Origin of the sequence: Streptococcus sp. 23.2, assembly GCF_016648665.1 — a bacterium.
GTDB lineage: Bacteria > Bacillota > Bacilli > Lactobacillales > Streptococcaceae > Streptococcus > Streptococcus salivarius_E.
Genome location: NZ_JACLQJ010000006.1, coordinates 73,578 through 96,872 on the forward strand (window position 1 = coordinate 73,578; position 23,295 = coordinate 96,872).

Annotated in this window: 27 protein-coding genes and 1 riboswitch; of the genes, 6 read left to right on the forward strand and 21 right to left on the reverse strand. The window is 39.3% G+C overall.

Going from position 1 to position 23,295, the window contains the following annotated elements:
• Positions 1–121: 121 nt before the first annotated feature.
• Genes ureC through H7T98_RS04885 form a run of 4 tightly spaced genes read right to left on the reverse strand, consistent with a single transcriptional unit; the run spans position 122 to position 3,021 of the window.
• On the reverse strand, positions 122–1,840 hold the full coding sequence (ureC, locus tag H7T98_RS04870; RefSeq protein ID WP_002886560.1) for an urease subunit alpha: 1,719 nt from the start codon (positions 1,838–1,840) through the stop codon (positions 122–124).
• A 15-nt stretch (positions 1,841–1,855) separates the two neighbouring features.
• Positions 1,856–2,167: an urease subunit beta gene (locus H7T98_RS04875; protein WP_002886559.1), complete on the reverse strand. Its 312-nt coding sequence runs from the start codon at positions 2,165–2,167 to the stop codon at positions 1,856–1,858.
• Between the two features lie 11 nt (positions 2,168–2,178).
• The gene (locus tag H7T98_RS04880) at positions 2,179–2,481 is read right to left on the reverse strand and encodes an urease subunit gamma (RefSeq protein ID WP_002886558.1); all 303 of its coding nucleotides are present in this window, start codon (positions 2,479–2,481) and stop codon (positions 2,179–2,181) included.
• Between the two features lie 24 nt (positions 2,482–2,505).
• Positions 2,506–3,021 carry an AmiS/UreI family transporter gene (locus H7T98_RS04885; RefSeq protein WP_048790674.1) on the reverse strand — a complete coding sequence of 172 codons (516 nt, stop codon included), beginning with the start codon at positions 3,019–3,021 and terminating at the stop codon, positions 2,506–2,508.
• 406 nt (positions 3,022–3,427) lie between these two features.
• On the opposite strand from H7T98_RS04885, the gene H7T98_RS10185 reads away from it, so the two are divergent.
• Entirely contained in the window at positions 3,428–4,084 is a 657-nt protein-coding gene (locus H7T98_RS10185; RefSeq protein ID WP_260319154.1) for an urease cluster protein, read from the forward strand.
• A gap of 3 nt (positions 4,085–4,087) precedes the next feature.
• On the forward strand, positions 4,088–4,819 hold the full coding sequence (locus H7T98_RS10190; protein ID WP_229103931.1) for a DUF4153 domain-containing protein: 732 nt from the start codon (positions 4,088–4,090) through the stop codon (positions 4,817–4,819).
• A 50-nt stretch (positions 4,820–4,869) separates the two neighbouring features.
• Here the strand turns inward: H7T98_RS10190 and H7T98_RS04895 are convergent, their stop codons facing one another.
• From H7T98_RS04895 to H7T98_RS04920, 6 genes are all read right to left on the reverse strand, one after another.
• On the reverse strand, positions 4,870–5,202 hold the full coding sequence (locus H7T98_RS04895) for a DUF805 domain-containing protein (protein WP_002886546.1): 333 nt from the start codon (positions 5,200–5,202) through the stop codon (positions 4,870–4,872).
• A gap of 110 nt (positions 5,203–5,312) precedes the next feature.
• The gene (locus H7T98_RS04900; RefSeq protein ID WP_201061387.1) at positions 5,313–7,409 is read right to left on the reverse strand and encodes a peptide cleavage/export ABC transporter; all 2,097 of its coding nucleotides are present in this window, start codon (positions 7,407–7,409) and stop codon (positions 5,313–5,315) included.
• A 174-nt stretch (positions 7,410–7,583) separates the two neighbouring features.
• The gene (locus H7T98_RS04905) at positions 7,584–8,483 is read right to left on the reverse strand and encodes a helix-turn-helix transcriptional regulator (protein WP_073685698.1); all 900 of its coding nucleotides are present in this window, start codon (positions 8,481–8,483) and stop codon (positions 7,584–7,586) included.
• Positions 8,484–8,661: 178 nt separating this feature from the next.
• A complete protein-coding gene (locus H7T98_RS04910; RefSeq protein WP_118172047.1) occupies positions 8,662–9,312 on the reverse strand; it encodes a phosphatase PAP2 family protein in 651 nt (216 codons plus the stop codon).
• Positions 9,313–9,314: 2 nt separating this feature from the next.
• A complete protein-coding gene (locus tag H7T98_RS04915; protein ID WP_037598980.1) occupies positions 9,315–9,872 on the reverse strand; it encodes an ECF transporter S component in 558 nt (185 codons plus the stop codon).
• An 81-nt stretch (positions 9,873–9,953) separates the two neighbouring features.
• Positions 9,954–10,076: riboswitch (FMN riboswitch) on the reverse strand.
• A gap of 106 nt (positions 10,077–10,182) precedes the next feature.
• Entirely contained in the window at positions 10,183–10,692 is a 510-nt protein-coding gene (locus H7T98_RS04920; RefSeq protein WP_118172046.1) for a tRNA (cytidine(34)-2'-O)-methyltransferase, read from the reverse strand.
• Between the two features lie 277 nt (positions 10,693–10,969).
• Between H7T98_RS04920 and trkA the strand changes: the two genes are divergently transcribed.
• Both trkA and H7T98_RS04930 read left to right on the forward strand, forming a co-directional pair.
• Positions 10,970–12,319, forward strand: a complete 1,350-nt coding sequence (gene trkA, locus H7T98_RS04925; protein ID WP_014633874.1) for a Trk system potassium transporter TrkA — start codon at positions 10,970–10,972, stop codon at positions 12,317–12,319.
• A 6-nt stretch (positions 12,320–12,325) separates the two neighbouring features.
• Positions 12,326–13,765 carry a TrkH family potassium uptake protein gene (locus H7T98_RS04930; RefSeq protein ID WP_129852174.1) on the forward strand — a complete coding sequence of 480 codons (1,440 nt, stop codon included), beginning with the start codon at positions 12,326–12,328 and terminating at the stop codon, positions 13,763–13,765.
• Positions 13,766–13,787: 22 nt separating this feature from the next.
• Here H7T98_RS04930 and yidD read toward each other — a convergent pair whose 3' ends face one another.
• The 10 genes from yidD to H7T98_RS04980 form a co-directional block, all read right to left on the reverse strand.
• The gene (yidD, locus tag H7T98_RS04935) at positions 13,788–14,036 is read right to left on the reverse strand and encodes a membrane protein insertion efficiency factor YidD (protein ID WP_013990033.1); all 249 of its coding nucleotides are present in this window, start codon (positions 14,034–14,036) and stop codon (positions 13,788–13,790) included.
• Positions 14,036–14,761: a pseudouridine synthase gene (locus H7T98_RS04940; RefSeq protein WP_002883686.1), complete on the reverse strand. Its 726-nt coding sequence runs from the start codon at positions 14,759–14,761 to the stop codon at positions 14,036–14,038. The genes yidD and H7T98_RS04940 overlap by 1 nt, the downstream gene beginning before the upstream one ends.
• Positions 14,762–14,852: 91 nt before the next feature.
• Positions 14,853–15,434, reverse strand: a complete 582-nt coding sequence (scpB, locus tag H7T98_RS04945) for an SMC-Scp complex subunit ScpB (protein WP_201061390.1) — start codon at positions 15,432–15,434, stop codon at positions 14,853–14,855.
• Positions 15,427–16,140, reverse strand: coding sequence for a segregation/condensation protein A (locus H7T98_RS04950; protein ID WP_003092139.1), 714 nt, complete (start codon positions 16,138–16,140; stop codon positions 15,427–15,429). Before H7T98_RS04950 ends, scpB begins: the two co-directional genes overlap by 8 nt.
• The gene (gene xerD / locus H7T98_RS04955; RefSeq protein WP_195187769.1) at positions 16,140–16,901 is read right to left on the reverse strand and encodes a site-specific tyrosine recombinase XerD; all 762 of its coding nucleotides are present in this window, start codon (positions 16,899–16,901) and stop codon (positions 16,140–16,142) included. Before xerD ends, H7T98_RS04950 begins: the two co-directional genes overlap by 1 nt.
• Positions 16,855–17,337, reverse strand: coding sequence for a cyclic-di-AMP-binding protein CbpB (cbpB, locus tag H7T98_RS04960; RefSeq protein ID WP_049545711.1), 483 nt, complete (start codon positions 17,335–17,337; stop codon positions 16,855–16,857). Before cbpB ends, xerD begins: the two co-directional genes overlap by 47 nt.
• Positions 17,334–17,855 carry a metallophosphoesterase gene (locus H7T98_RS04965; RefSeq protein ID WP_201061392.1) on the reverse strand — a complete coding sequence of 174 codons (522 nt, stop codon included), beginning with the start codon at positions 17,853–17,855 and terminating at the stop codon, positions 17,334–17,336. The genes cbpB and H7T98_RS04965 overlap by 4 nt, the downstream gene beginning before the upstream one ends.
• Positions 17,837–18,811: a nucleoside-triphosphate diphosphatase gene (locus tag H7T98_RS04970; protein WP_198463494.1), complete on the reverse strand. Its 975-nt coding sequence runs from the start codon at positions 18,809–18,811 to the stop codon at positions 17,837–17,839. Before H7T98_RS04970 ends, H7T98_RS04965 begins: the two co-directional genes overlap by 19 nt.
• On the reverse strand, positions 18,804–19,619 hold the full coding sequence (gene racE, locus H7T98_RS04975; RefSeq protein ID WP_002889898.1) for a glutamate racemase: 816 nt from the start codon (positions 19,617–19,619) through the stop codon (positions 18,804–18,806). Before racE ends, H7T98_RS04970 begins: the two co-directional genes overlap by 8 nt.
• Positions 19,620–19,682: 63 nt before the next feature.
• Positions 19,683–19,934, reverse strand: coding sequence for a YneF family protein (locus H7T98_RS04980; protein WP_002883695.1), 252 nt, complete (start codon positions 19,932–19,934; stop codon positions 19,683–19,685).
• 245 nt (positions 19,935–20,179) lie between these two features.
• Between H7T98_RS04980 and H7T98_RS04985 the strand changes: the two genes are divergently transcribed.
• The gene (locus tag H7T98_RS04985; RefSeq protein WP_002883702.1) at positions 20,180–20,722 is read left to right on the forward strand and encodes a TetR/AcrR family transcriptional regulator; all 543 of its coding nucleotides are present in this window, start codon (positions 20,180–20,182) and stop codon (positions 20,720–20,722) included.
• A 33-nt stretch (positions 20,723–20,755) separates the two neighbouring features.
• On the opposite strand, the gene H7T98_RS04990 is transcribed toward H7T98_RS04985, so the two are convergent.
• The gene (locus H7T98_RS04990) at positions 20,756–22,009 is read right to left on the reverse strand and encodes a diaminopimelate decarboxylase (RefSeq protein WP_080611179.1); all 1,254 of its coding nucleotides are present in this window, start codon (positions 22,007–22,009) and stop codon (positions 20,756–20,758) included.
• 136 nt (positions 22,010–22,145) lie between these two features.
• Between H7T98_RS04990 and H7T98_RS04995 the strand changes: the two genes are divergently transcribed.
• Complete coding sequence (locus H7T98_RS04995) at positions 22,146–23,282, forward strand: DUF5105 domain-containing protein (RefSeq protein WP_155124075.1); 1,137 nt, start codon at positions 22,146–22,148, stop codon at positions 23,280–23,282.
• Positions 23,283–23,295 lie beyond the last annotated feature (13 nt).

A 23,295-nucleotide genomic window follows, 5' to 3' on the forward strand; every position in this document is an offset into this window, starting at 1 on the left:
CATTTTAAAAATCTAGCATCAAACTCATATAGCAACTTAATTAAGCGCTAAAAATGTTATGGCTATAAAATACAAAAGAGGTTGGAGGAAAAATTCCAGCCTCATTTATATAGCGTCTTCCTTAGAACAAGAAATAACGTTGAGACAATGATGTCGTATGGATTGGTTCACAAGTAACCAACTCATCATCAATAAAGACATCAAAGGTCTGTGGATCGATACGGATTGTTTTTGGAGCGTAGTCATTAAGCTTCATATCACGCTTAGTCAAGTTACGCGTATTCTTAACAGGAAGAACAATCTTATTCAAACCAATTTCTTCTTTGATACCGTGATCATAAGCATATTGAGAGACAAATGTAAGATTTGTTTCATGAACCGCTTGACCGTAAGCACCATATAATTTACGCATGATACGTGGTTGAGGTGTTGGAAGACTTGAACCAGCGTCACCCATAACACCATAAGTTAACATACCACCCTTAAGCACCAACTTAGGTTTTGCACCAAATTGTGCTGGTTCCCAGATAACCAAATCTGCAAATTTACCAACTTCTACAGAACCGATATAGTCTGCAATACCGTTAGTGATGGCAGGGTTAATTGTATATTTAGCCACGTAACGTTTGATACGGTTATTATCGTTAAACTCTGAATCCCCTTCAAGCGGACCACGCTGAGCTTTCATCTTATCAGCTAGTTGCCAACAACGCATGGCTACTTCACCGACACGTCCCATAGCCATGGCATCTGAAGTCATGATACTAAGGGCACCCATATCATGAAGAACGTCTTCTGCAGCCACTGTTTGTTTACGTACACGTGATTCAGCAAAAGAGACGTCTTCTGGAATTTTTGGATCCAAGTGGTGGCAAACCATAACCATATCTAACAACTCACCAATAGCATTTGTAGTGTATGGGTTAGTTGGGTTAGTTGATGATGGCAAAATATTTTCCTTACCAGCAAAGACCATAATATCTGGAGCATGTCCACCACCTGAACCTTCGGTGTGGAAGGTATGAACGGTACGACCTTGGAAGGATTCCAAAGTATTTTCCATAAATCCACCCTCATTCAAAGAGTCAGTGTGGACCGCAAAAGAAACATCGTATTTATCCGCAACTTTAAGGGAATTATCAATTCCTGCGTAAGTCGCACCCCAGTCCTCGTGTGTCTTAATTCCTGCTGCACCGGCCTTAATTTGCTCTTCAACCACTTCAGTCTCAGAACCAACACCTTTGGCAAGGAAACCAAAGTTAGCAGGCATATCATCAACAGCTTGCAACATACGAGTAATATGGAATTTACCTGGTGTACATGTTGTTGCATTACTTCCATCAGCAGGACCAGTACCACCACCAAAGAGGGTAGTAATCCCGTTATCCAAACCAAATTCAGGAAGGTCGGCAGAAATATAGTGCACGTGAAGGTCAATACCACCAGCAGTCACAATCAAACCTTCAGCAGCAATGGCTTCTGTACTAGCACCCACAACAAAGTCCACATTGTCCATTGTATCTGGGTTACCACCGCGACCGATAGCAACAATCTTACCATCACGAATACCGATATCCGCTTTAATAATACCTGTATAGTCAATGATGGTTGCACCTGTAATAATGGTATCAACAACTGATGGATTGTCACGTGTTTCCGTAGCACTAACACCCATACCATCACGCAAAACTTTACCGCCACCAAACTTAGATTCCTGTCCATAAACAGTAAAGTCTTTTTCAATGGCTGCAAAAAGATTGGTATCTCCAAGACGTACGCTATCACCTACAGTTGGTCCGTAGTGTTGAGCATACTCTTCACGATCCATTTTAAAACTCATCGATTTGTCCTCTTTCTAGTCTAAGAAACCATTGACCTTGTTATTGAAACCAAAAATACGACGTTTCCCTCCAAAGTCAATAAGTTGTACTGTTTTCGTTTCACCTGGCTCAAAACGAATGGCTGTACCTGCTGGAATATCTAGACGTTTGCCTCGCGCCTTTTCACGATCAAACTGAAGACCAGCTTCGTTTGCTTCATAAAAATGGTAGTGAGAGCCCACTTGAGCAGCACGGTCACCCACATTTTTCACTTCAAGACTAATGGCTTCGTAACCACCGTTATAATCAATTGGCTCACTCGCCACATGGTATTCACCTGGAATCATTACATTTCTCCTTACTGAATAGGATCATGAACAGTAACCAGTTTTGTACTGTCCGTAAAAGTAGCTTCAACTTGAATCATTGGAATCATTTCCGCAATACCTTCCATAACATCTTCACGTGTTAAAAGATTGCGAGCTTCATCCATCAATTGGGCAACAGTTTTACCTTCTCTTGCACCTTCAAGCACATAGTCTGTAATCAAAGCAACCGCTTCTGGATGATTCAATTTGATTCCTTTATCTTTACGTCGTTGAGCAATCATAGCCGCAAGGCTAATCATCATTTTTTCCTGCTCACGCATTGTCAATTGCATCGTTTTTCCTCCTTAAATCAATGCTTACCACTTGCCCCAAAGCATCAAAAGCCCTGGAATCCAAGCTGTTACAATTCCTTCAAAAATAGCTAGGTAAGGGACAAATTTCCCTAGGTGCTTCTTAAGGTTAATTTCAATAAAGGCAGTTAGCCATAGAATACCCCACAAGAACCAAATAATACCATACCAAGCATTACCACCGTATCCAGATGTTAAGCAAAGAATCCCTGCTGGTAGCGTATTAATCGCCACAAATAAACTAAACCACCCATACAAACGTTGATCAAAATCGAAAATCGTATTGATAGCTGAGTAAAGGTAGGTGAAGGCAAATAAAAGGCCAGTGGCGCTACCATAAAACCATTCAGCGCCTTGCCCTGTACAAGCTCCATAAGCAATGACAATAATGTTGAGAATCAACCCCAAACCACCCGTAAAGATATTCATGACAACATTTGACTTATCAGGAATACCCTCTAAACGATGGAGTCCATTACTCATCAAAACCATACCAACATAGAGTAGGATGACACCTAACATAAGAACCTCCTAAGTTTTTTATGTTAATATCATACTACTTTGACAACACATGTCAACGAATTTTCAGAAATTTTGCAACATTTACATATTAGTCAAGCTAACATGTGGTGTCAAAAAATGACATTACATTTGGTAATTCTCAATAGGAGTCCTTTGCTTAATCCCAGATAAATAAACAGTTAATCTATAAAAAGCTTCCTTTAGTATTTGACTGTTTCTGACAATATAGTCCGTACAATCTATCATCCAATGTGAGCATTATATTTTTTTCTCGCCTATTTTTCCAACTCATTCTCCAGACCTAAGTCCATAGACCTATTTTTAGTAATTTTACAGTTGGGTAACAAAGTCAAACGTTTTTTATGATAAAGTCTTTTTTGGACAAAAATCCAAAAGGAGAATTATGATGGAAACAAATAACTACACTACTGATTTACAGCTAGTCTCCCAGGAATATTCCGACGAAAAGACTAGTCTTCAAACCAAAACCAAGAAATTCTTGGAACATTTTTCACCAAAAGACATTTGGAAAATTAAGGGACTGATTGTCGCCTGTCTTGTGTCCTGCTTCCTGTATGTCACTTACTTGACCCATTTTTCCTTTGCCTTTCCAGCAACCCTTGTCTTGATCAGTACGATTGAGCTAGGCTGTCGCCTATTAGGTGGAAAAGCAAAGGGAATGCGACTTGAATCGGCAATATTTATGGGCACTAGCCTACTACAAGGTTTACAAATTAGTCTTTGGGGTCTGCACGACAACTGGGGGAGCGCTCAAATTCTTTGCCTTCATGCGAGTATCCTCCTTTACTTAATGGCACGTACTGGACAAAGTAGTCAAGACCGTTTGGGAATTATGGTTTGGCTAGACCTCATATACACTAGCTGCATCTTCCCACTGAAATATTTCTTTATCGGAGCCTGGACACTACTCTATAAAACAGCACCTAAACAAGAGCTCTCTGAAGAAGAAAAACACGCAGTTCAGAACCACAAATGGATGATTCTCATTAGTATCGTGATTGCCTTGCTACTGACTGTATTCGCTGCTAGTCAGCTTAGTTAGGTCTTGCCTGCTTTCGGACAACTTTGGCAACAGTTCTTCCAGACACTTGCTTCTCTACTTGATTTCACTATCTCCTTCAAGGATAACGGATTATTGTTCTCTCGTTTAATAACTAGTATCCCTCTGGCTCTAGGACTTTTTGCTCAACTCGTTGCAACCTATTTGGCAAAAGAAAAGCCACTTAGTCGAAAACGATTTGAAGGCCGTCTTAAAACAACCCGTCAGTTTCCAAAAGTAGCAGCTTATATCGTACTCGGAAGCCTCTGCCTTACTTATGCCCTATTCATATTAACTGCCACTAGTCAAATGGGAGAACTCCTTTCTCTCAACCAAGTCAACATTCCAGCTCATCAAGCCTCACATATTGCTGTTCAGGGCTTCTGGCAATTGGTTCGAGTCTCTACCCTTAACTTGGGAATCCTAGCTGGACTTTACATTTTTTCTAAAGAAAACTTCTTCACCCACAAGGGGCTTCGTTTGTTGAGTACCCTACTCTTTACTTTCGCTAGCCTCTTTGCCCTTATCGCCGGCTGGAAACTCTTTGGCGTTTATATCGCACTCTATGGTGTAACGCCACGCCGCTTACTATCAGGTTGGTTTGTCACAGTACTCTTTATTTGGTGTGTCCTAACACTTATTAGACTTTATAAGCCTATCCAGGCAACCCGTCTCGCTGTATTTTATGCAACTATCAGCTTCACCTTGATTAGCCTCTTAGGTAGCTTTATTTTATAAGAAAAAAGAGTGGAACTAGATTAACTAGTTTCACCCTTTTTATATTGGAGTTATTTTGAATCTCTTGTAGGAAAGGCATACATCACCCAAAGTACTACTAGTAGTGGTGTCGCTTTTAATACAATCCAAGCAACATTGAAATTGGCATCACGTAGACGACGAATCTGCATAGAAATGGTAGGAAGCGCCGTTGCTGCTATAAATAGAATGAAAGCTGTCAATGTAAAGCCAGCAGCTCTTGTTTCCCCAAGTAAGTCCATCAGTAGGAAAATCAAACTACCGATAATTCCATTAATCAAGACAACCCACCAATAGTCTGATCGTTTTGTACGACCATAAAAATCGAGATAGCCTAACCAAAAATTTTTATATGCCTCTAACATGTTTACACCTCTTAATAGTATGCTACCAGTATACTATATTAAGGAGATAGGTGCAAGATGTGAATATTTAGACTACTTAAGTTTTCTACATATATAATAGGAAGATTATTTTAAATAAACTGGAATGGATTGAAATTAGGACTGTCCGACTCAATCTGGCCACTCACCATGGTCACCACACGACCGACATGTTGACGAACACTATTGCGGTGAGCAATAAAAATCATTGTTCGTTTAATCTTAGCAAGATTAGCCATGACCCTGCTTTCAGTATCACTATCGAGACCACTGGTAGCTTCGTCAAAAATCAAGATAGGCTGCTGGGACAAGAGGGCTCTCGCTATCGCCAAGCGTTGTTTTTGACCACCAGATAGACCACCATCTTCAGATACTTGGGTCTGAAAACCTAGTGGCATTTTTTGAATATCCTCTAAGATATCAGCTTGTTGGCAAACTTTAAGAAGCTTTTTCTCGTCAACTTCTCCTTCAAATCCTAATAGCAGATTTTCTAAAATAGTGCCTGTAAACACATAGGTCTGCTGGGGAACGTAAGTCACCATTTGACGCAGCTCCGCATGGCTAATAGCATCTTTATCTAGGGTTACATGACCACTAGATTTTGTGTAATAACCCGACAACATTTTAGCCAAGGTCGTTTTCCCAGATCCACTTTTACCCATGAGGGCGATTTTCTCCCCCTTATGAATCGTTAAATCAATCTTACTAAGCGTCTCTTGCTGATAACTAAAACGGTGACTAACACCCTTAAGAGCAAGTTGTTTAAAGGATAACTCTTTAAGTTTTCCTTTTTCTTCCTTATCCACAACATAAACTTCTTGAAGACGATTATTGGCTACTTTGGCTTGCTGAATTTTAGATTGGAGATTGATAATATTAATTAAAGGAGTTGTAAAATAATTCAGCAACATATTATAGGTAATCAACTGACCTGCAGATAGCTGTCCTTCCATGACCAATTGTGCCCCATACCATAGGATAAAGACATTGGAAACTAACTGAACCCCTGTCTTTAAACCATCCTGTGTTAATTGCCACTTGGCCTTAGACAAAGACTTCTTCAAATAGTCATGGAATTTCACCTCAATTTCCTGATAGCGTCTTTCTTCAACTCTCAAGGATTTTAAGGTTTCAATGCCTCGCAAATCATCAATAACAGCGGTATTGACCTGACTATTTGCCTCCATCAATTGATAATTTTCCTTTTCAAAAAGCTTATAGAAGGCCAAAATGATTAAAACATAAAGAGGCACTACCGTGAGAGTCATCACAAAAAGTGACTGATTTTGTAAAATAAGAGCCACAGCTAGAGTCATCACAATGGTCACATCTAGGAAAATCGATAAAATCGTTGAAGCTAGAGCATCGATAATAGTGTTAGCATCGCCAAAACGTGACGTTATTTCACCAGTACGACGTGAACTAAAGAAACTAATAGGCAAGGAAAGGACATGCTTAATATAAGGAAGAATGACAGCAATGGACAAGTAATTCCCCAATCGATGTAGAAGATAATCTTTGAAAAAAGTAAATACTTGTTGAGCTAGATAAGAGATACATAGGCCTAGCGAAATCATGGTTAGAAGAGTGTAGGCCTCCTGAGGAATCAAGCGGTCAATAATAGATTGCAAATAATAAGAACCAATAATATTAACAAGGGTCACTAGAAAACTTAACAAGACAATAACTGCAATCAAACCCTTACGACGAAACAAAATTGGTAAAAATGAAAGAAGCCCAGGCACATCTTCTTTGTATTTAGTGTAAGTTTCTCCTGGAACAAAAAAGAGAGCAACTCCCGTCCACTCTTTGGCAAACTCCTCTAAGGGCATTTTAATGACCTTCTTGCTAGGATCTGGATCACCAATAACAAGCTTCCCCTTGATTTGACCAAACACCGTATAATAATGTTGCAATCCACCTTCTTTAACCACATGTGCAATAAAAGGATAAGATAGGCTTTCTTGTTTAAACAAGTCTAAATCCGCACAAATAGCCTGAGTTTCAACGCCCAACTGCTTGGCCGCTTCAACCAAACCAAGCGCAGAAGTGCCTTCACGAGAAGTCTGAGCCAACTCTCGCAAATAAGCTAAACTATAAGATGAACCATAGTGTTTAAGAATCATAGCCAAGGCAGCGACACCACAATCACGCTGATCAACCTGTGAAATATATGGATATTTTGACATGGTGACTCCTTATTAAAGACAACCTGCAAAATAAGGCAAGATAGTAATAAGTAGTGAGAATAGTGTAAATAATTTTAGTTTTTTCAAAATAAAACTCCTTTTAACTGTTATTTATGTTTCTATAGTAAACATTTAACCATTAAAAAAGTAGTGACATTTATGTCACCACCATTTCTATAAACCATCTGCCGCTTTACCTGCCTTTATACTTTCTTCTAGCACCGAGTCTTCTAAAACGGAAGCAAACATTATGGCCTTATCGTAATTTTCTGCAGCCTCTTTCTTGTTTCCTTTATGCAGAAGTTCATATTTGGCTTTGAGAACAAAAACATTAGGTTTATAGCTATAGAATTGTGATTTTTCTATAACAGCTAAGGCTTTATCCACAACTGTTAAGAAGTCTGAGAAGGAATTGTGAAAAATCTTCAAAGCAGCGATAGCCATCAAATCGTTAAATAAAACAATATTATAGACATCATCTGTCCAAATTTCCTGATTTAATACTCTCTTTACGATTCTTTCAAAAAGTTTTTTATCATACTGCTTTCTTCCATAAAGATGGAAGAAATAATAGTCAATAACTAATAAATCGTTAGTTGAGAATTTCTTCTTCCTTTTGACTTGTTCAAACAAGTCTTCATATATTTCCTCAACTTTAGGACTCTCTTCCCAACTAGTAAAACTCAAAATATTTTCCAAAATATCTAGAGTTAACAATTCTTCTTCTGGGAGAAGTTCAAAGAATTTCTCATAGACCTCCTCAATTAAGGCAAGTTTAGCCTTTATTCTTTCTGGATTTCTATACGTTGGAAACTTAATCAGACGATTCTTCATCTCGTAGTATTCGTCAGGGATAGTAATATTATCATGATCCAATAAATCGGTCATATTTTTTCCTAGACGTTTTGCAATATAAGATAATTTATCCAAAGACGGGAGCGACTCCCCTTTTTCAATGCGAATTAACTGACGAACAGTCAATTCCGCACCATCTAAACATAACACTTCACGTGACATCTGCTGGCGATCACGCTCAGTTTTGATTCTTAGTCCAATGCTGTCTTTTATGTTCAAGAGACACTCCTTTATTTCGAAATTTTAAAAACATTATATCATAATTATAATATAATTAATATACAGTTAATGCATTTTTAACAGAACAATAGTCAAAATAAGCTATTTTTATACATTTTATATAGGAAAGACCTTCCTTTGTATCAAAAAAACATGCAGTTTAAAACTACATGTTTTTTTATTTCTGTTTACTTTGGAATCGCCATTCAAAGCGAATGCGATCATAAGTTGGATAAATAGCATTAAGCAACCCAAAGGCTAAGGTAAAGCCAGCTAAAACATCTGTTGGATAATGAACACCTACATAAATACGCGAAAGTCCAACAAGGAAAATCAGAAGCCCAGTAATACCATAAACTGCTATTTTAGATTCTTTTTTCGCCAAACGCTGAGCAAGAACAATGGCAATTGCTCCAAGAATCATAAAAGTTCCCAAAGAGTGACCACTAGGGAAAGAATAACCACTAGCGTGCACTAAATGCGTAATTGATGGGCGTTGACGCTGGTAAATATACTTCAAACTTACAATCAAGATACTAGCGAGAAGCCCACTGGCACCTACAAAGATAGCTTCTGCTTTATACTGACGTAGATAAAGCCAGATTACTGCTACGATTGCAATAATAGCCTGTACGGGCGTATTCCCAAGTATGGTAATCGTTTTAAAAAAGCGTGTCAATCCTGCTGGTAAGTCTCCTCGAACCCAAGTTTGAATGTTGCTATCAAATCCTGTCAAGGCTTCAGGGTAGAACTTAACCATGTAACCGAGAGCAACAAATAACAATAAGGCAAAAGAAGCATAAGTATAATGTGTGTGTTTGTGTTTCATATTTATAATTTTACTAGAATAGACTTAAGTGGAGCATAAATCAAAGCAAAGGCTAGCGCAAAAATCAAACCTTCAAGTAAATTGAAAGGTACTACCATAGCGAAAAGGTATTTATAGAGACCTATAAATTGCGCAATATCAAAGTTGGCAAATTTAGCATAGAGTGGTACTGCATAAATATAGTTAAGAATAACCATAACAACTGTAAGCAAGACAGTTCCTACAACAGAACCAAGAATATAATTCTTGCTTGTTTGATTTTTCTTCCAAAAATAGCTTAGGCCCCAAACAAAGACGCCTAGAGCAACAAAATTCATAGGAAGTCCAATCATTGATCCTGGTCCACCATTGTTTAGCAAGAGCTTCAACAATGAACGAAGCAAGAGAACACCAATGGCACTCTTAAAATCAAAGATAACCAAGGCAATAAGAACAGGAAGAATTGAAAAATCAACCTTCAAAAAATCTGCTGCTGGAATCAATGGAAATGAAAAATAAAGCAACAAGAATGAAACTGCGGATAAAATGGCAATGTAAGCCAATTTACGTGTGTTTGTCATAAAAAAATTCCTCCAAATTTTAACAATTTGAAAGAAGTTCCCAATGGATTTGCCCATGCCAAAAAAAGCCTACGCAAAAAGACTGGTCTTCTTCCATCCAGACTGTACTGTCGGTTGAGGAATTACACCTCATCAGCTTGCGCTCGCGGACTTATCCAAAGAATCACCGCCGGTCGGGAGTTTCACCCTGCCCTGAAGACCTTTTAAGGATAACATAAAAAAACCTTGGTGACAAGGTTTTCAAATTATGGATTTCTAATCTGTTGATAGTCAATGACTATAATTATTCTTTTAAAACAAAATGAAGTATCTATTTTAATTTATCGTGTTGATAACGGTGACTCAGCTCTAGCCCCTCAAATTGTTGCTGACGAAGCGCTTCGTAAACAATCATACAAACAGTATTGGACACATTTAGACTACGCACATGTTCATCATTCATCGGAATACGAATAGCTTTTTCAGGATGCTCACGCATAAAATCTTCAGGTAGGCCTGTATCCTCACGACCAAACATAAAATAGTGGTCCTCACCATCGGCATAGGCCTCTTCTGAATAAGTCTTATCCGCAAATTTCGTGACTAAATGCAAACGGCCCTCTTGATTTTTAGACATGAAATCTGCCAAATTGTCATAATAAGTGATGTCAAGCCTATCCCAGTAGTCTAAACCTGCACGTTTCATTTTCTTGTCATCAATTGGAAAGCCCATAGGACGGATGATATGAAGAGGGCTATTAGTCGCTGCACAGGTACGTGCAATATTTCCGGTGTTTTGTGGAATACGAGGTTCAAACAAGACAATATGATTACGTGACATCTCAATTCTCCTAGACATAAAAAATACCATGTCGCCCGGAGTCAAGCTCAGCAGACGACATGGTTGTGGACGTTCATTAGCTTAAATCATGACAGGTTAGATTTAAAATAACGAATCTTTGAATATATTTTAGCACTTCTGGTCTAAAAGTCAATACTATTTAAAGAAAAATTTCACCTTTATTCACTTAAATAGGAATAGTTGATAAAGCTAGCTGAAAAGGATGATTTTTCCGCTAAAATAGAGTATCATAGTAATGATTATTTGGAGGTAACTCATGCGTATTATTGTCGTAGGTGCCGGTAAAGTCGGTACCGCACTCTGTCGTTCTCTTGTTGAAGAGAAGCACGATGTTATTTTAATTGAAGAAAAGGAAGAGGTCCTCAAACGCCTCAGCAAACGTTACGATGTTATGGGCTTTGCTGGAAATGGGGCTAATTTTAAAATTCTGGAACAAGCCGAGGTTAGTAACTGCGATGTCTTTATCGCGATGACTGACAAAGATGAAGTAAACATGATTTCAGCCGTTCTGGCTAAACAAATGGGTGCCAAAGAAACCATTGTTCGTGTGCGTAACCCAGAATACTCAAATGCTTATTTCAAAGACAAGAACTTTCTTGGATTCTCATTAGTAGTTAATCCTGAACTTTTAACAGCTCGCTATATTGCCAATACAGTTGAATTTCCAAACGCCCTATCAGTTGAGACTTTTGCTAATGGACGCGTTATTCTGATGGCATTTAAAGTCACTGAAAATAGCCAATTGTCTGGTATGACAATGGAACAATTCCGTAAGAAATTTGGCAATATTCTAGTTTGTACGATTGACCGTCAAGGTGAACTCATCATTCCAGATGGGAATGCTACCATGCAAATTGGGGATAAAATTTATGTCACTGGTAAACGTGTTGATATGGCACTTTTCCACAGTTACATCAAGCCAAAAAGTATCAAAAAACTTTTGTTGATTGGTGCTGGACGTATCTCCTACTACTTGCTCAATATCTTGAAAAACAATCGTATTAAGGTCAAATTGATTGAGCAAAAAATGGACCGTGCACAAACCTTTAGTCAGGTCTTCCCTGAAGTTTCTGTTATCTTAGGTGACGGTACTGCTAAAGACCTTCTTCTCGAGGAAAGTGCAGCCAGTTATGATGCCGTAGCTACCCTAACTGGAGTAGATGAGGAAAATATCATCACCTCTATGTTCCTCGAAAGCCTTGGTATTCACAAGAATATTACTAAAGTCAACCGTACCAGTCTTTTAGAGATTATCGATACACGTGAGACAACAACAATTGTCACACCTAAGAGTATTGCCGTTGACACTGTAATGCACTTTGTCCGTGGGCGTTATAATGCTAAAGACTCTAGTCTCGATGCCCTTCACCATGTGGCTAATGGTCGTATCGAAACCTTGCAATTCCAAATTAAGGAAAACAACAAAATCGCCGGGAAGAAACTTTCTGAGCTTGAATTTGCTAATGGTGTCCTTATCGCTGCTATTATTCGCAATGGAAAATCTATTTTCCCAACGGGAGAAGACAGACTCGCTATTGGGGATAAAATCGTGATCGTTACACTCTTACAAAATGTAACTCATATTTACGACTTGTTGAAGAGGTAAGCTGCCATGAATCGATCTATTGTCCGTTTTCTTATTGCCAAGCTCCTGCTTATTGAGGCTGCACTCTTGGTTGTACCACTTATCGTTGCCCTCATTTATCAAGAAGATGCCAAAGTATTTGCCAGCATCTTGGGGACGATGGGGATACTACTTTTTATCGGAGTGCTTGGTACTCTCTTTAAACCTAAGAACTACCACATTTACACAAAAGAAGGAATGCTCATTGTAGCCCTCTGTTGGGTACTCTGGTCCTTCTTTGGGGGATTACCATTTGTTTTTGCTGGGCAAATTCCAAGTGTCATCGATGCCTTCTTCGAGATGAGCTCTGGTTTTACAACCACGGGGGCTACTATTCTCACAGATACTGGGGTGTTGACCCATTCTCTCCTCTTCTGGCGAAGCTTCGCCCACCTAATTGGAGGGATGGGGGTACTGGTCTTTGCTCTAGCCATCATGAACAACAGTAAAAATGGTCACCATGAGGTTATGCGTGCAGAGGTACCCGGTCCAGTCTTTGGTAAGGTTGTTGCCAAGCTCAAAAATACAGCTCAAATTCTTTACATCATCTATTTGACTATGTTCGTTATTTTTGCTGTTATTCTCTGGCTTTGCGGTATGCCACTCTTTGATAGTATCATCACTGCTATGGGAGGTGCAGGTACCGGTGGATTTGCAGTCTATAATGACTCTATCGCTCACTATAACAGCGATTTGATTACTTATGTGGTTACAGTTGGCACCCTACTATTTGGGGTTAACTTCAACTTATATTTCTATATTCTGCTTCGCAAAATCAGATTTTTCTTCCAAGATGAAGAGCTACGTACCTATCTTACGATTGTTGCAGTATCAACAGGTTTAATTATCCTCAATATTTTTGGGATGTACCACAGTTTAGCTGACTCGTTTAAATACTCATTCTTTGAAGTGTCAACCATCATCACAACCACGGGATTTGGTCTAACAGATATTACCAAATGGCCACTATTTTCTCAGTATATCCTACTTCTCCTGATGTTTATCGGGGGGTCAGCGGGTTCTACAGCCGGTGGTTTCAAGGTTATCCGTGCTATGATTATTGCTAAAATTGCACGTAATCAGACCCTGGCTAGCCTCTATCCTAATCGTATCCTGTCACTTCATATTAATGGAAGTGTTCTCGATAAAGAAACGCAGCACAGTGTTCTCAAATACCTAGCTGTATATGTACTCATTATACTAAGTTTAGTCACTGTTTTGTCACTGGATAATCAAGACCTCTTGATTGTGACAAGTGCTGCTGCTTCAACCTTTAACAACATTGGACCTTTACTTGGAACGAGTGATAGCTTTGCTATTTTCAGTCCTTTATCTAAGCTTATCATGGGATTTGCTATGATTGCAGGACGTTTGGAAATCTATCCTTTATTACTCCTCTTCCTACCAAAAACTTGGTCAAAAACTTAAGCATAGAAAAACTCCTTTGGATTCATTTATCCAAAGGAGTTTTATTACGTTTTAGACTAAAATAATCTGGCACCGGATCATCTCCAGTCTCTGATAAAGGGTGACATCTTAAGATACGGGCAATTCCCATAAGAACTCCCTTTAAACCGTGCTTTTCTATTGCTTGGATCATATAAACCGAACAAGTTGGACGAAAACGACAAGACGGTGGAAATAGGGGAGAAATCCATCTCTGATAAGCCCTGACCAAGGCAATCAGAAATCTTTTCATTATTTGACCTTATTGACAGCAGCGTTATGAAGCTGGCTGATTTCTTTCTTATTTAGACGGCGTGATTCACCTGGACGAAGCCCTGTCAAATCAAGGGTTCCAAAACGGGTACGAGACAACTTATCAACGAGCAAGCCCACTGATTCAAACATTTTCTTAACCTGGTGGTTACGCCCTTCATGAATTGTCAATTCAACAACTGAACGGTTCTTTTCATGGTCTACTTTGATAATATTGTAACGTGCTGGCTTGGTTTTCTTGCCATCAATGACCACACCACGAGTTAATGGACGGAGATTCTCCTTGGTCGCAATACCTTTGACACGCGCCAAATAAACCTTATCAATCTCATTACGTGGGTGAATCATTTTATCGGTAAAGTCACCATCATTAGTCAAAATAAGAAGACCAGTCGTATCCCAGTCAAGACGACCAACAGGATAGATACGTTCCTTAACGTGGGGCATGAGGTCAATCACCGTCTTACGATTTTTCTCATCAGATACCGAAGAAATAACCCCTCGTGGTTTATTAAGAAGATAATAGACCTTCTCTTCATTATAAATTGGGCTACCATTTACCTCAACAATATCACCATTTTTGACAATGGTTGCCAATTCCGTAACGGTCTTACCATTTAGGGTCACACGACCTTCTTTAATCAGTTCCTCAGCCTTACGACGGCTGGCCACACCAGCGTGGGCAATATATTTATTAATTCGCATTCTTTTTCTACAGCTTAAGCTGTATCCTTTCTACCTAGCATCTCTGCTATGTTTCTCTATTTTTAATGATTAGTTTCAACAAGGTTTACTCTTAATTGTCCGAGTCCTCAAGCTCTTCTGGAGCATCTTCCCTAAAGAGACTTGTTTCCTGCTCTTCAAGTTCTAGTTGGTCAATCGCCACAAGTTCGTCTAAACTGTTAATTCCCATATAGTCTAAAAAATAATCAGTAGTCGCATATAAGTTAGGACGACCGACAGCATCTTTTTTACCAGCCTCTTGAATGAGATCGAAGGCCTGAAGTTTAGCAATAGCACCACTAGAATTAACACCTCTAATGTCATCGACTTCAGCACGTGTAATAGGCTGTTTATAAGCAACTATAGAGAGAACCTCAAGACTCGCTCGGGATAGACTCTGGTTAATAGGCGTTTTAGAATAGTCACGAAGGAGACTTGCAAAATCTGGCTTAGTCACCAGCTTATAGGTATTTGACGATTCCAATAAACAAAGAGCTGAATCCTCGTCTGCCTCGTACTTGGCTTGTAATTTCTCCAAGGACTGAGTCAGACCCGTCACTGGCATTTCCAAAAGCTGTGCCATAGCACGTAGACTAAGACCATCTTCACCAGCCACAAAAAGTAAAGCTTCTAATCGTGCTAAGTGACTACTCATTCGTCCATTCCTTTCTTAATGTGATTGTACCAAAAATTGTTTCCTGCTGTACTGATATGCGATGTACCTTAATCAATTCAAGAGTTGCCAAAAAGAGGGTAATTACTTGATTCATATCTTTAGCATCTGTGAAAAGTTCATCTAAATGTAGCTCATTTTTTGAGCCGAATGCTTCCTCAATAATCAGCATCATGTCTTCAATCTTATAATCGTCACGCGCAATGGTCGTGTGATTGCGACGAATTTCTTCCTGCTTTTCAGCCATGATTTTTGAAAAAGCCAAGAAAATGTCTTGAATGGTCTTATCCTGATTCAGCGTCACATCTTCATAAACCAATTCAACTTTTGGTTTTGAAAAATACTGAGCTCGTACCTCATGCTGCTTAGCCAACTCTTGACTAGCTGCTTTGAAGCGTGCATATTCTTCCAACTGACTCAAGAGCTCTAGTTCTGGATCATCTGCTTCAGGCTCAGCTTCCACCACTGTCGGCAGAAGCTTACGACTCTTAATCAGCATGAGCTGACTAGCCATAAGCATATATTCCCCAGCAACTTCAAGCTTCATGGCTTGCAAGGTTGCCAAATAAGCCAAGTATTGCTCGATAACCTCAACAATGGGAACATCGTAAATGTCTACCTCATACTTAGAAACCAGATGGAGCAACAAATCCAGTGGCCCCTCAAAATCTTTTAACTTAATATCCATTAGGTTTTATAGTATTTCTCCAAGGTCACTGGACTTTTTAGTCCCAGTAAACGAGCAAGTTCAAAGGCGCCCGTTCCCTTTTCAATCTGTCTAAGAATAAATTGCTGACGCAAGACTTGAGCAGTTACATTCGATAAGCCACAGTCACTAACATAAGTCTGGATTTGCTTATACAGCCATTGTCGAGTATAGACCTTACCCAAAAGCAAGCCCTGACTGTTCACATCTTTAATAGCCAACAAATACTGTTTCACATCTGCTTCAAGTCTGAGAACACGCTTAGTCGTTCCCTTGGCCACAGTTACAACACCAAAATCCAAGTCAATATCGGCCCAGTCCAACTCCAAAATCTCTGAAGGTAAGAGTCCCAACTCTAGAATCAGCAGACAAGCCAGCTTACCAACCCCTTCACGCCCCTCATAAAGCGATGAAAGATCCAGTATTCGCAACTTATCCTCCTGAGAAGATGTTGTAACCGTATCTGATAGTTTGAAAAATTTCTCTAATTCACCCTTTTGATAGAGGTATAGCAAAAATTGATTGACCGCAGAGCGCTTACGCTTTTGTACGGATGGCTTCCATTCCTTCAGTTGGTTCTCATATAGCTTGAGACTGGTTTGATCAATTTGTCCTGAAATAGACATTGCAAACTGCTTAAGATCGTAAGCATAAGCTTGCTTTGAACTCTCCGAAATGACCTTAGTAGCCAGAAAATCAGTGATCTGAGTTGTCAGTTGTTTTTGGAATGATGATATAGTCATGTGTAAAGTCATGTAAGAGGCTATTAACCGCCTTTAGAATCGATTTTCGTGTGATAATTCCTTTGAAAATACCTTGGCTATCAACCACAGGAAGGAAAGGATTATCAACTAGCTTATGCATTACCTCGTTTAGATTAGCATTATCTTCCACTGTTTCCACGACATCTGATGTCATCGGCCCGATATCATGGTTAACCATCTCCCACTCTTGCAAGTTATGTTCATCTTGATAACGCTTAATATCTGTCAAAGATATGGTCCCAAGATAGTGCTTATCCTTAGTCAAAACGGGAACGCGCGAATAACCATTGCTTGTCAAAAGCAAGACCACATGATCAGCGTTGTGACTATCAATAAAAATAGCAACCTGATCTGATGGAATTAAATAATTATCTAAATGAGCCAACAAAAAATCTTCAAATTCTTTAGCAATCATCGTTCAAATTCCTGTGTAAGTTCTGAATAAAGTTCATGGTCACGTGTGTAATATTCCACACGAATTTTTGAACTGTTTATAATCACCTTAGCATAAAGTTTCTCATGGATAGGTCCACGTGGCTGTGAAACAGATCCTGGGTTGATAAACACTGTCTTACCATTTCGCCAAGCTGCTGCCGCATGCAAGTGTCCATAGAGGCAAATATCTGCATCCTCTTGTTGCGCCCAAAGATCTAACTTGTCCCAGGTAAAATTAATGCCATAGAGATGACCATGTGTTTGTGCAATAATCACATCTCCAAGTTTAACGACCAAACGTTCTGGATAACCTGAATCATAATCACAGTTTCCTCGAACTACATAGATACCTTTCCAAATAGGATCACTTGATTCTAACTCCGAATCTCCGTTGTGGAAAATGGCATCCACCTTTCCTTGATAACGTTTTTTTATATCTGCTACAATATCACGATCCCCATGGGAGTCACTCATTACGATTATTGTTTGTTCTGCCATGCTGGGAAGACCTCCATAAGTTTCTTAACAGCTTGTCCACGGTGAGATTGTTCATTTTTCTCTTCTGCAGAAAGCTCTGCTGCTGTTTTACCCGTATTACCAACTAAAAAGAGAGGATCATAACCAAAACCATTGTCACCTTTAGGTTCTCGGCCAATATAACCCTTCCAGTCGGCATCAACAACCAAACTATCACGTCCAGGTGCTGCAACAACTAGGGTTGTATGGAAGTTCGCCGTACGTTTGCTATCATCAAGCACCATAGCGAGCTCATGCAATAATTTAGCATTATTTTCAGCATCTGTGGCATCAGGGCCTGCAAAGCGTGCAGACCAAACGCCTGGTAAACCTCCAAGAACATCTACCTGCAAACCAGAGTCATCTGAGAGGACCATTTTACCAGTTAAGTCAGAAATGGTTTCCGCCTTCAAGCGTGCATTTTCCTCAAAGGTCATACCTGTTTCAGCAACTTCAGGAAGGTCTGGATAATCATTAAGATTCTCTACCTTAATGCCTAGTTTTCCAAATAGTTTACGAAATTCCTTAGTTTTTCCTTCATTGCGTGTCGCAATCAATAGGACATCACCAAAATCTGATTTGTTATCAGAACCAAAGAAATCACTCAAGGTGACACCTTCTCTTGGCACATGAACATAGACAAGCTTATCCCCTTCACTAACTACCAAGGCCCCTTGATGTTGCGTAACAGCTAGGTCACGACCAGTTTGCTCTTTCAAGCAATCCAAAATAAAGGATACCAAGCGAAGGTCTGAAGAATGTTTAGCAATATGTAACTGGAAACCACTAACAGCCAAAACGTTAGTCAAGGCTTGGAAAAGGTCAACAAATTGTTCATAGGCCTCATCACCACCAAAACAAGTCAAGTGATTGTAGCTTCCAAAACTAGCCAAATACCAGTCTTGTTCGTCTTTATATTCTAAAATTGATTTAGTCATTTTCTAACTCCTTGTCCAAATCGACATGTTGGACAGCAACTTCTTCACCCAGCCATTGTTCTGCGATTTCTTTAAAACCAAGCACACTAGCTGTGGTGTAATATTCTTCCGTCTTGTCTTCGACTTCACGGCTACGATTAATTTCAAAATAATTGAGCAAAACGGAAACATCACGAACTGTTTCAGCTCCGCTATCAATTAGCTTGACACTTGGCCCCATAACATTCTGGATGATAGGACGTAAAAGTGGGTAATGGGTGCAACCTAAAACCAAGGTATCTACCTTACCGACTAAAGGTGCCATGCTCTCATAAACAATCTTTTTAGCCACACTTGAGTTAATTTCATTGGATTCAACAATAGGGGCAAAGCGAGGACAAGATAAACTCAAGACATTCATTTGTGGTGCCAGATGCTTAATTTTTTGTTCATAGATGTTAGAGGAAATCGTCATAGGAGTCCCAATGACGCCAATATGACCCGATTGACTAGACTTAATGGCAGCACTAGAACCAGGCAAAACCACACCTAGCACTGGGATATCCAAGGCTCCTTTGATTTCCTCCCAAACTACTGCTGTTGCCGTATTACAAGCAATAACGATCATTTTTACATCTTTGGTCAGAAGAAATTTAACCAACTGCCAGGTATACTCTCTGATTTGTTCTGCCGGTCTAGGACCATATGGCGCCCTAGCAGAGTCACCAATATAAACAATAGACTCGTGAGGCAACTGACGTTTAAGTTCACGTACCACCGTCAGTCCTCCGACACCAGAATCTAAAAATCCTATAGGTCGATTATCCATCTTGCCTCCTTATCCCCTAGGTTACATGTAAAAAGCTGAGATTCACGTCCCAGCTCCCCACCATTATTTTTTCTTTTTCTTGCTATCTGCAAGTGCTTGTTTTTGTTGTTTGATAATTTGGTTATATGTTTGACGCACTTTTGCTTCATTTGGCTTTTGACCCGCAGCCGACATCATGGTACGAACAGCGTCCACATTCAAACGAGGATTTTCAGCCAATTCTTTCTCCATTTGTTTGCGGGCAAAGTATGCGCCTCCATAAAAACCACCCAAAAGGGCTACAAAAACAAGAATAATCCAAAGGACGGTGTTCATAAATTCATTTCTCCTATAACGTTGATTTACCTTATATTATAGCAAAAATGGCCCCTACTGACAAATAAGACGTTGATTCTTAAAAACGTCTAGAAAAATAGTTTTTTCGTTTAAAATACCGATAAAATGAGACTTTCAGTATTTTTCACTTACAACTGTAAAGGACTTGTAAGATTTCTAGAACAAAAATAGGTTATTATATAGGTTGTGGAATTATTATTATGTTTATATAAAGGGGTTTATTTATGCTCAAGGAAGCAACTATTTCCGAACGAAAAATTGTCAACGCATTTATTGAACTCTTAGAGGAGAGTTCACTCGAACAAATCAGCATCACAGATATCATCAAGAAGGCAAATCTCAGCAGACCGACCTTCTACTACTACTATTCAAATAAGGAAGATTTGGTTGAAACAACCTTCTCAAAGATTTTAGATAAAATCTCAAGTATTCTTCAGGAAGACATGACCTACCAAGAGGGTGTTGTCACTGAAATGCTACGATATCTTAAGGAAAATCAAAAACTCTGTCTCACCTTGATGACACACATTCCAAACATCAATGAGATGATTCGTGAATTCATTATCGAGACTATCCTTAACTCTGATATTGAAAATGTTACAGAGCTCATGGAACAAAGCTATCATATCCCTGCCAAATATTCATTGGAAGTTTATGTTAGCACCATTGTTACCATTTTAACACTATGGCTCAAAGAAGGCTGTATCGAATCCCCTGAGGAGTTAGCCGATATCATTCTTGAAGCTGTCATCATTAAAGTAAAATAAGCTAGAGCCTTTAAGGCCTAGCTTATTTTTTTGTTAAATATCAAAATCAAAACCATCAAGAGTGGCAAAGTAATCATTCATCGTCTCTGCACGACGAATCATACGAGCTGTGCCATCTTCTTGGTAGAGAATTTCTGCAGAACGAAGACGTCCGTTATAGTTGTAACCCATTGAGAAACCATGAGCACCTGTATCGTGGATAACCAAGGTATCTCCAATACGAGCTTCTGGCAATTCACGGTTCTTAGCAAACTTATCATTATTTTCACAAAGCGAGCCTGTCACATCAACTACTTGAATATCACCATCTGGATTAGTCATATTCGTGATGTGATGGTAGGCATCGTACATAGCTGGACGGAGCAAGTTAACCGCAGAAGCATCTACACCAACATAGCGACGATAAGTGTCCTTAATATGAAGAACCTTAGTAACGACAAGGCCATGAGGTGCTGTCATGAAACGCCCAAGTTCAGTGTAAATACTGATATGTCCAAGACCATTCGGAACAAGGATTTCATCAAATTTAGCATGAACCCCTTCACCGATAACGGCAATATCATTTTGTTTATTGGCTGGTGTGTAGTCCACTCCAACACCACCTGATAAGTTGATAAAGTCAAGACTAACACCAAGTTCATTCTTGATTTCTACCGCCAATTCAAACAGTTGAGCAGCCAAGGTTGGGTAATACTCATTCGTTACTGTATTTGATGCTAAGAAAGCATGCAAGCCGAATGATTTCACTCCTTTTTCTTTAAGGTAAGCATAGCCTTTGAAGAGCTGTTCCTTAGTCATCCCAAATTTTGATTCTTCAGGATGATCCATGATATCAGTACCGAGAGAGAAGACGCCCCCTGGGTTAAAGCGCAAAGAAAGGGTTTCAGGAAGTCCTGCAGCCTCTTGCAAGAAAAAGATATCTTCGTAAGCATCAAGGTTAATTGTCGCATTAATATCACGAGCGTAAACAAACTCTTCTGCACGTGTATCATTAGACGTAAAGCTAATGGCGCTACTATCAAAACCAATTTTCTTACTCATGACAAGCTCTGTATCGGTCGCACAATCGACGCCACACCCTTCTTCCTTCAAGATTTTGAGGATTGCTGGATTAGGTGTAGCTTTTACAGCAAAGAATTCTTTAAAACCTGGATTCCACGAAAAGGCTGCGTTAACTGCACGCGCTGTTTCACGAATACCTTTTTCATCGTAAAGATGGAAAGGTGTTGGAAATTCTGCAGTGATTTGTTCAAGTTTATCAGCCGTAATAAAAGGTGTTTTTGTCATTTGATTCTCCATTTTTTACAATAGTAATCCTATTATAGCATAAGAAAAGGCTTGAAACCCAATTTTCTAATAATCTCAAGGCATATTTCATGATACAATAGACCTATAACCTAAATAAAATAATGGGGGATTATTTATGAAAAAATATCTTTACTCTGGGGCTCTTGCTCTAGCAGCCATCTTAACGCTCTCAGCATGTGCCAAGCCAAAACTTGATGCCAAGCTTTCTGTTAACGATATTGTCTATATGTCAGGAAGCGACCTCAAGCTCAAGGATGACCAAACCCTAGTCGAAGTTTCATTCAAACTCGAGAATACTTCGGAAGATATGGAAAATGAGCTCAAAACATCTGCTAAACAATTCTACCTCAAAGATAAAGATGGTAAGAAAGTCACAGCAAGCAAGCTCGACAAGGGCGACCTACCTACTCTCTTCAATAAAAATAAGAACGTAGAGGACGCTACAGATGACTTTGGAAAGCTTGAAGCTGACGACTACAAGACTGTCTCACTCTTTTTCGAAGTTAACAACGACGAAAGCTATAAACTCTATTTTGAATCAAAAGATGAAAAAACAGAGGGACAAACAGTTTCTACTAGCCTAAAAGATTTCGATGGTAAAACAACTACCAATGTTAAAAAGGCTATTGACGCTTATTTCAATGCAGTTCTTCTAGGTGGTGAAAGCAAAGACTACAGTAAATTTGTTTCTAATGACTTGGATAAAGCCAAGGGTGAACTTAACCAATATTTCTCAGATAGCCTTCAATACAGCTATAATGAAACTGATCATATCAAACCAACTGGTGATGAAATTCCAAAAGTTTTTGGTTGGGTCCAAACTGCTAACCGTGAACGCGGTAGCTACACTGTTGATAACATTATCGTCGCTAAAGATAAAGCAGAGTTTAACGTCAGCATGTCAACTATCAGTATGAAAGCTGCAGACGATGCCTACGGTGCTAATCACCCAAATCTCACAGATGACCTTAAAAACTACCTACAAAGCAATGGTGCCAACGCTGGAAATGTCGACCAACTAACAAGACAATACTACATGGAAACTTACCTACCAAATTCAATCAAAGAAGTAAGCCCATCAGCACCAAAGACAGAAGGAACTAATATCTTTGATAATTACTCAGTCGAGCTTACTAAAAAAGACGACAAGTGGGCCTTCCCAGATAAAGATAGCTATGTCGGAAAATGGGATTACTATCCACTCTTCTACGCTTACACAGGTCAGCAAGGAACACTCACAAAAAACTATTAGACATTAAAAAAAT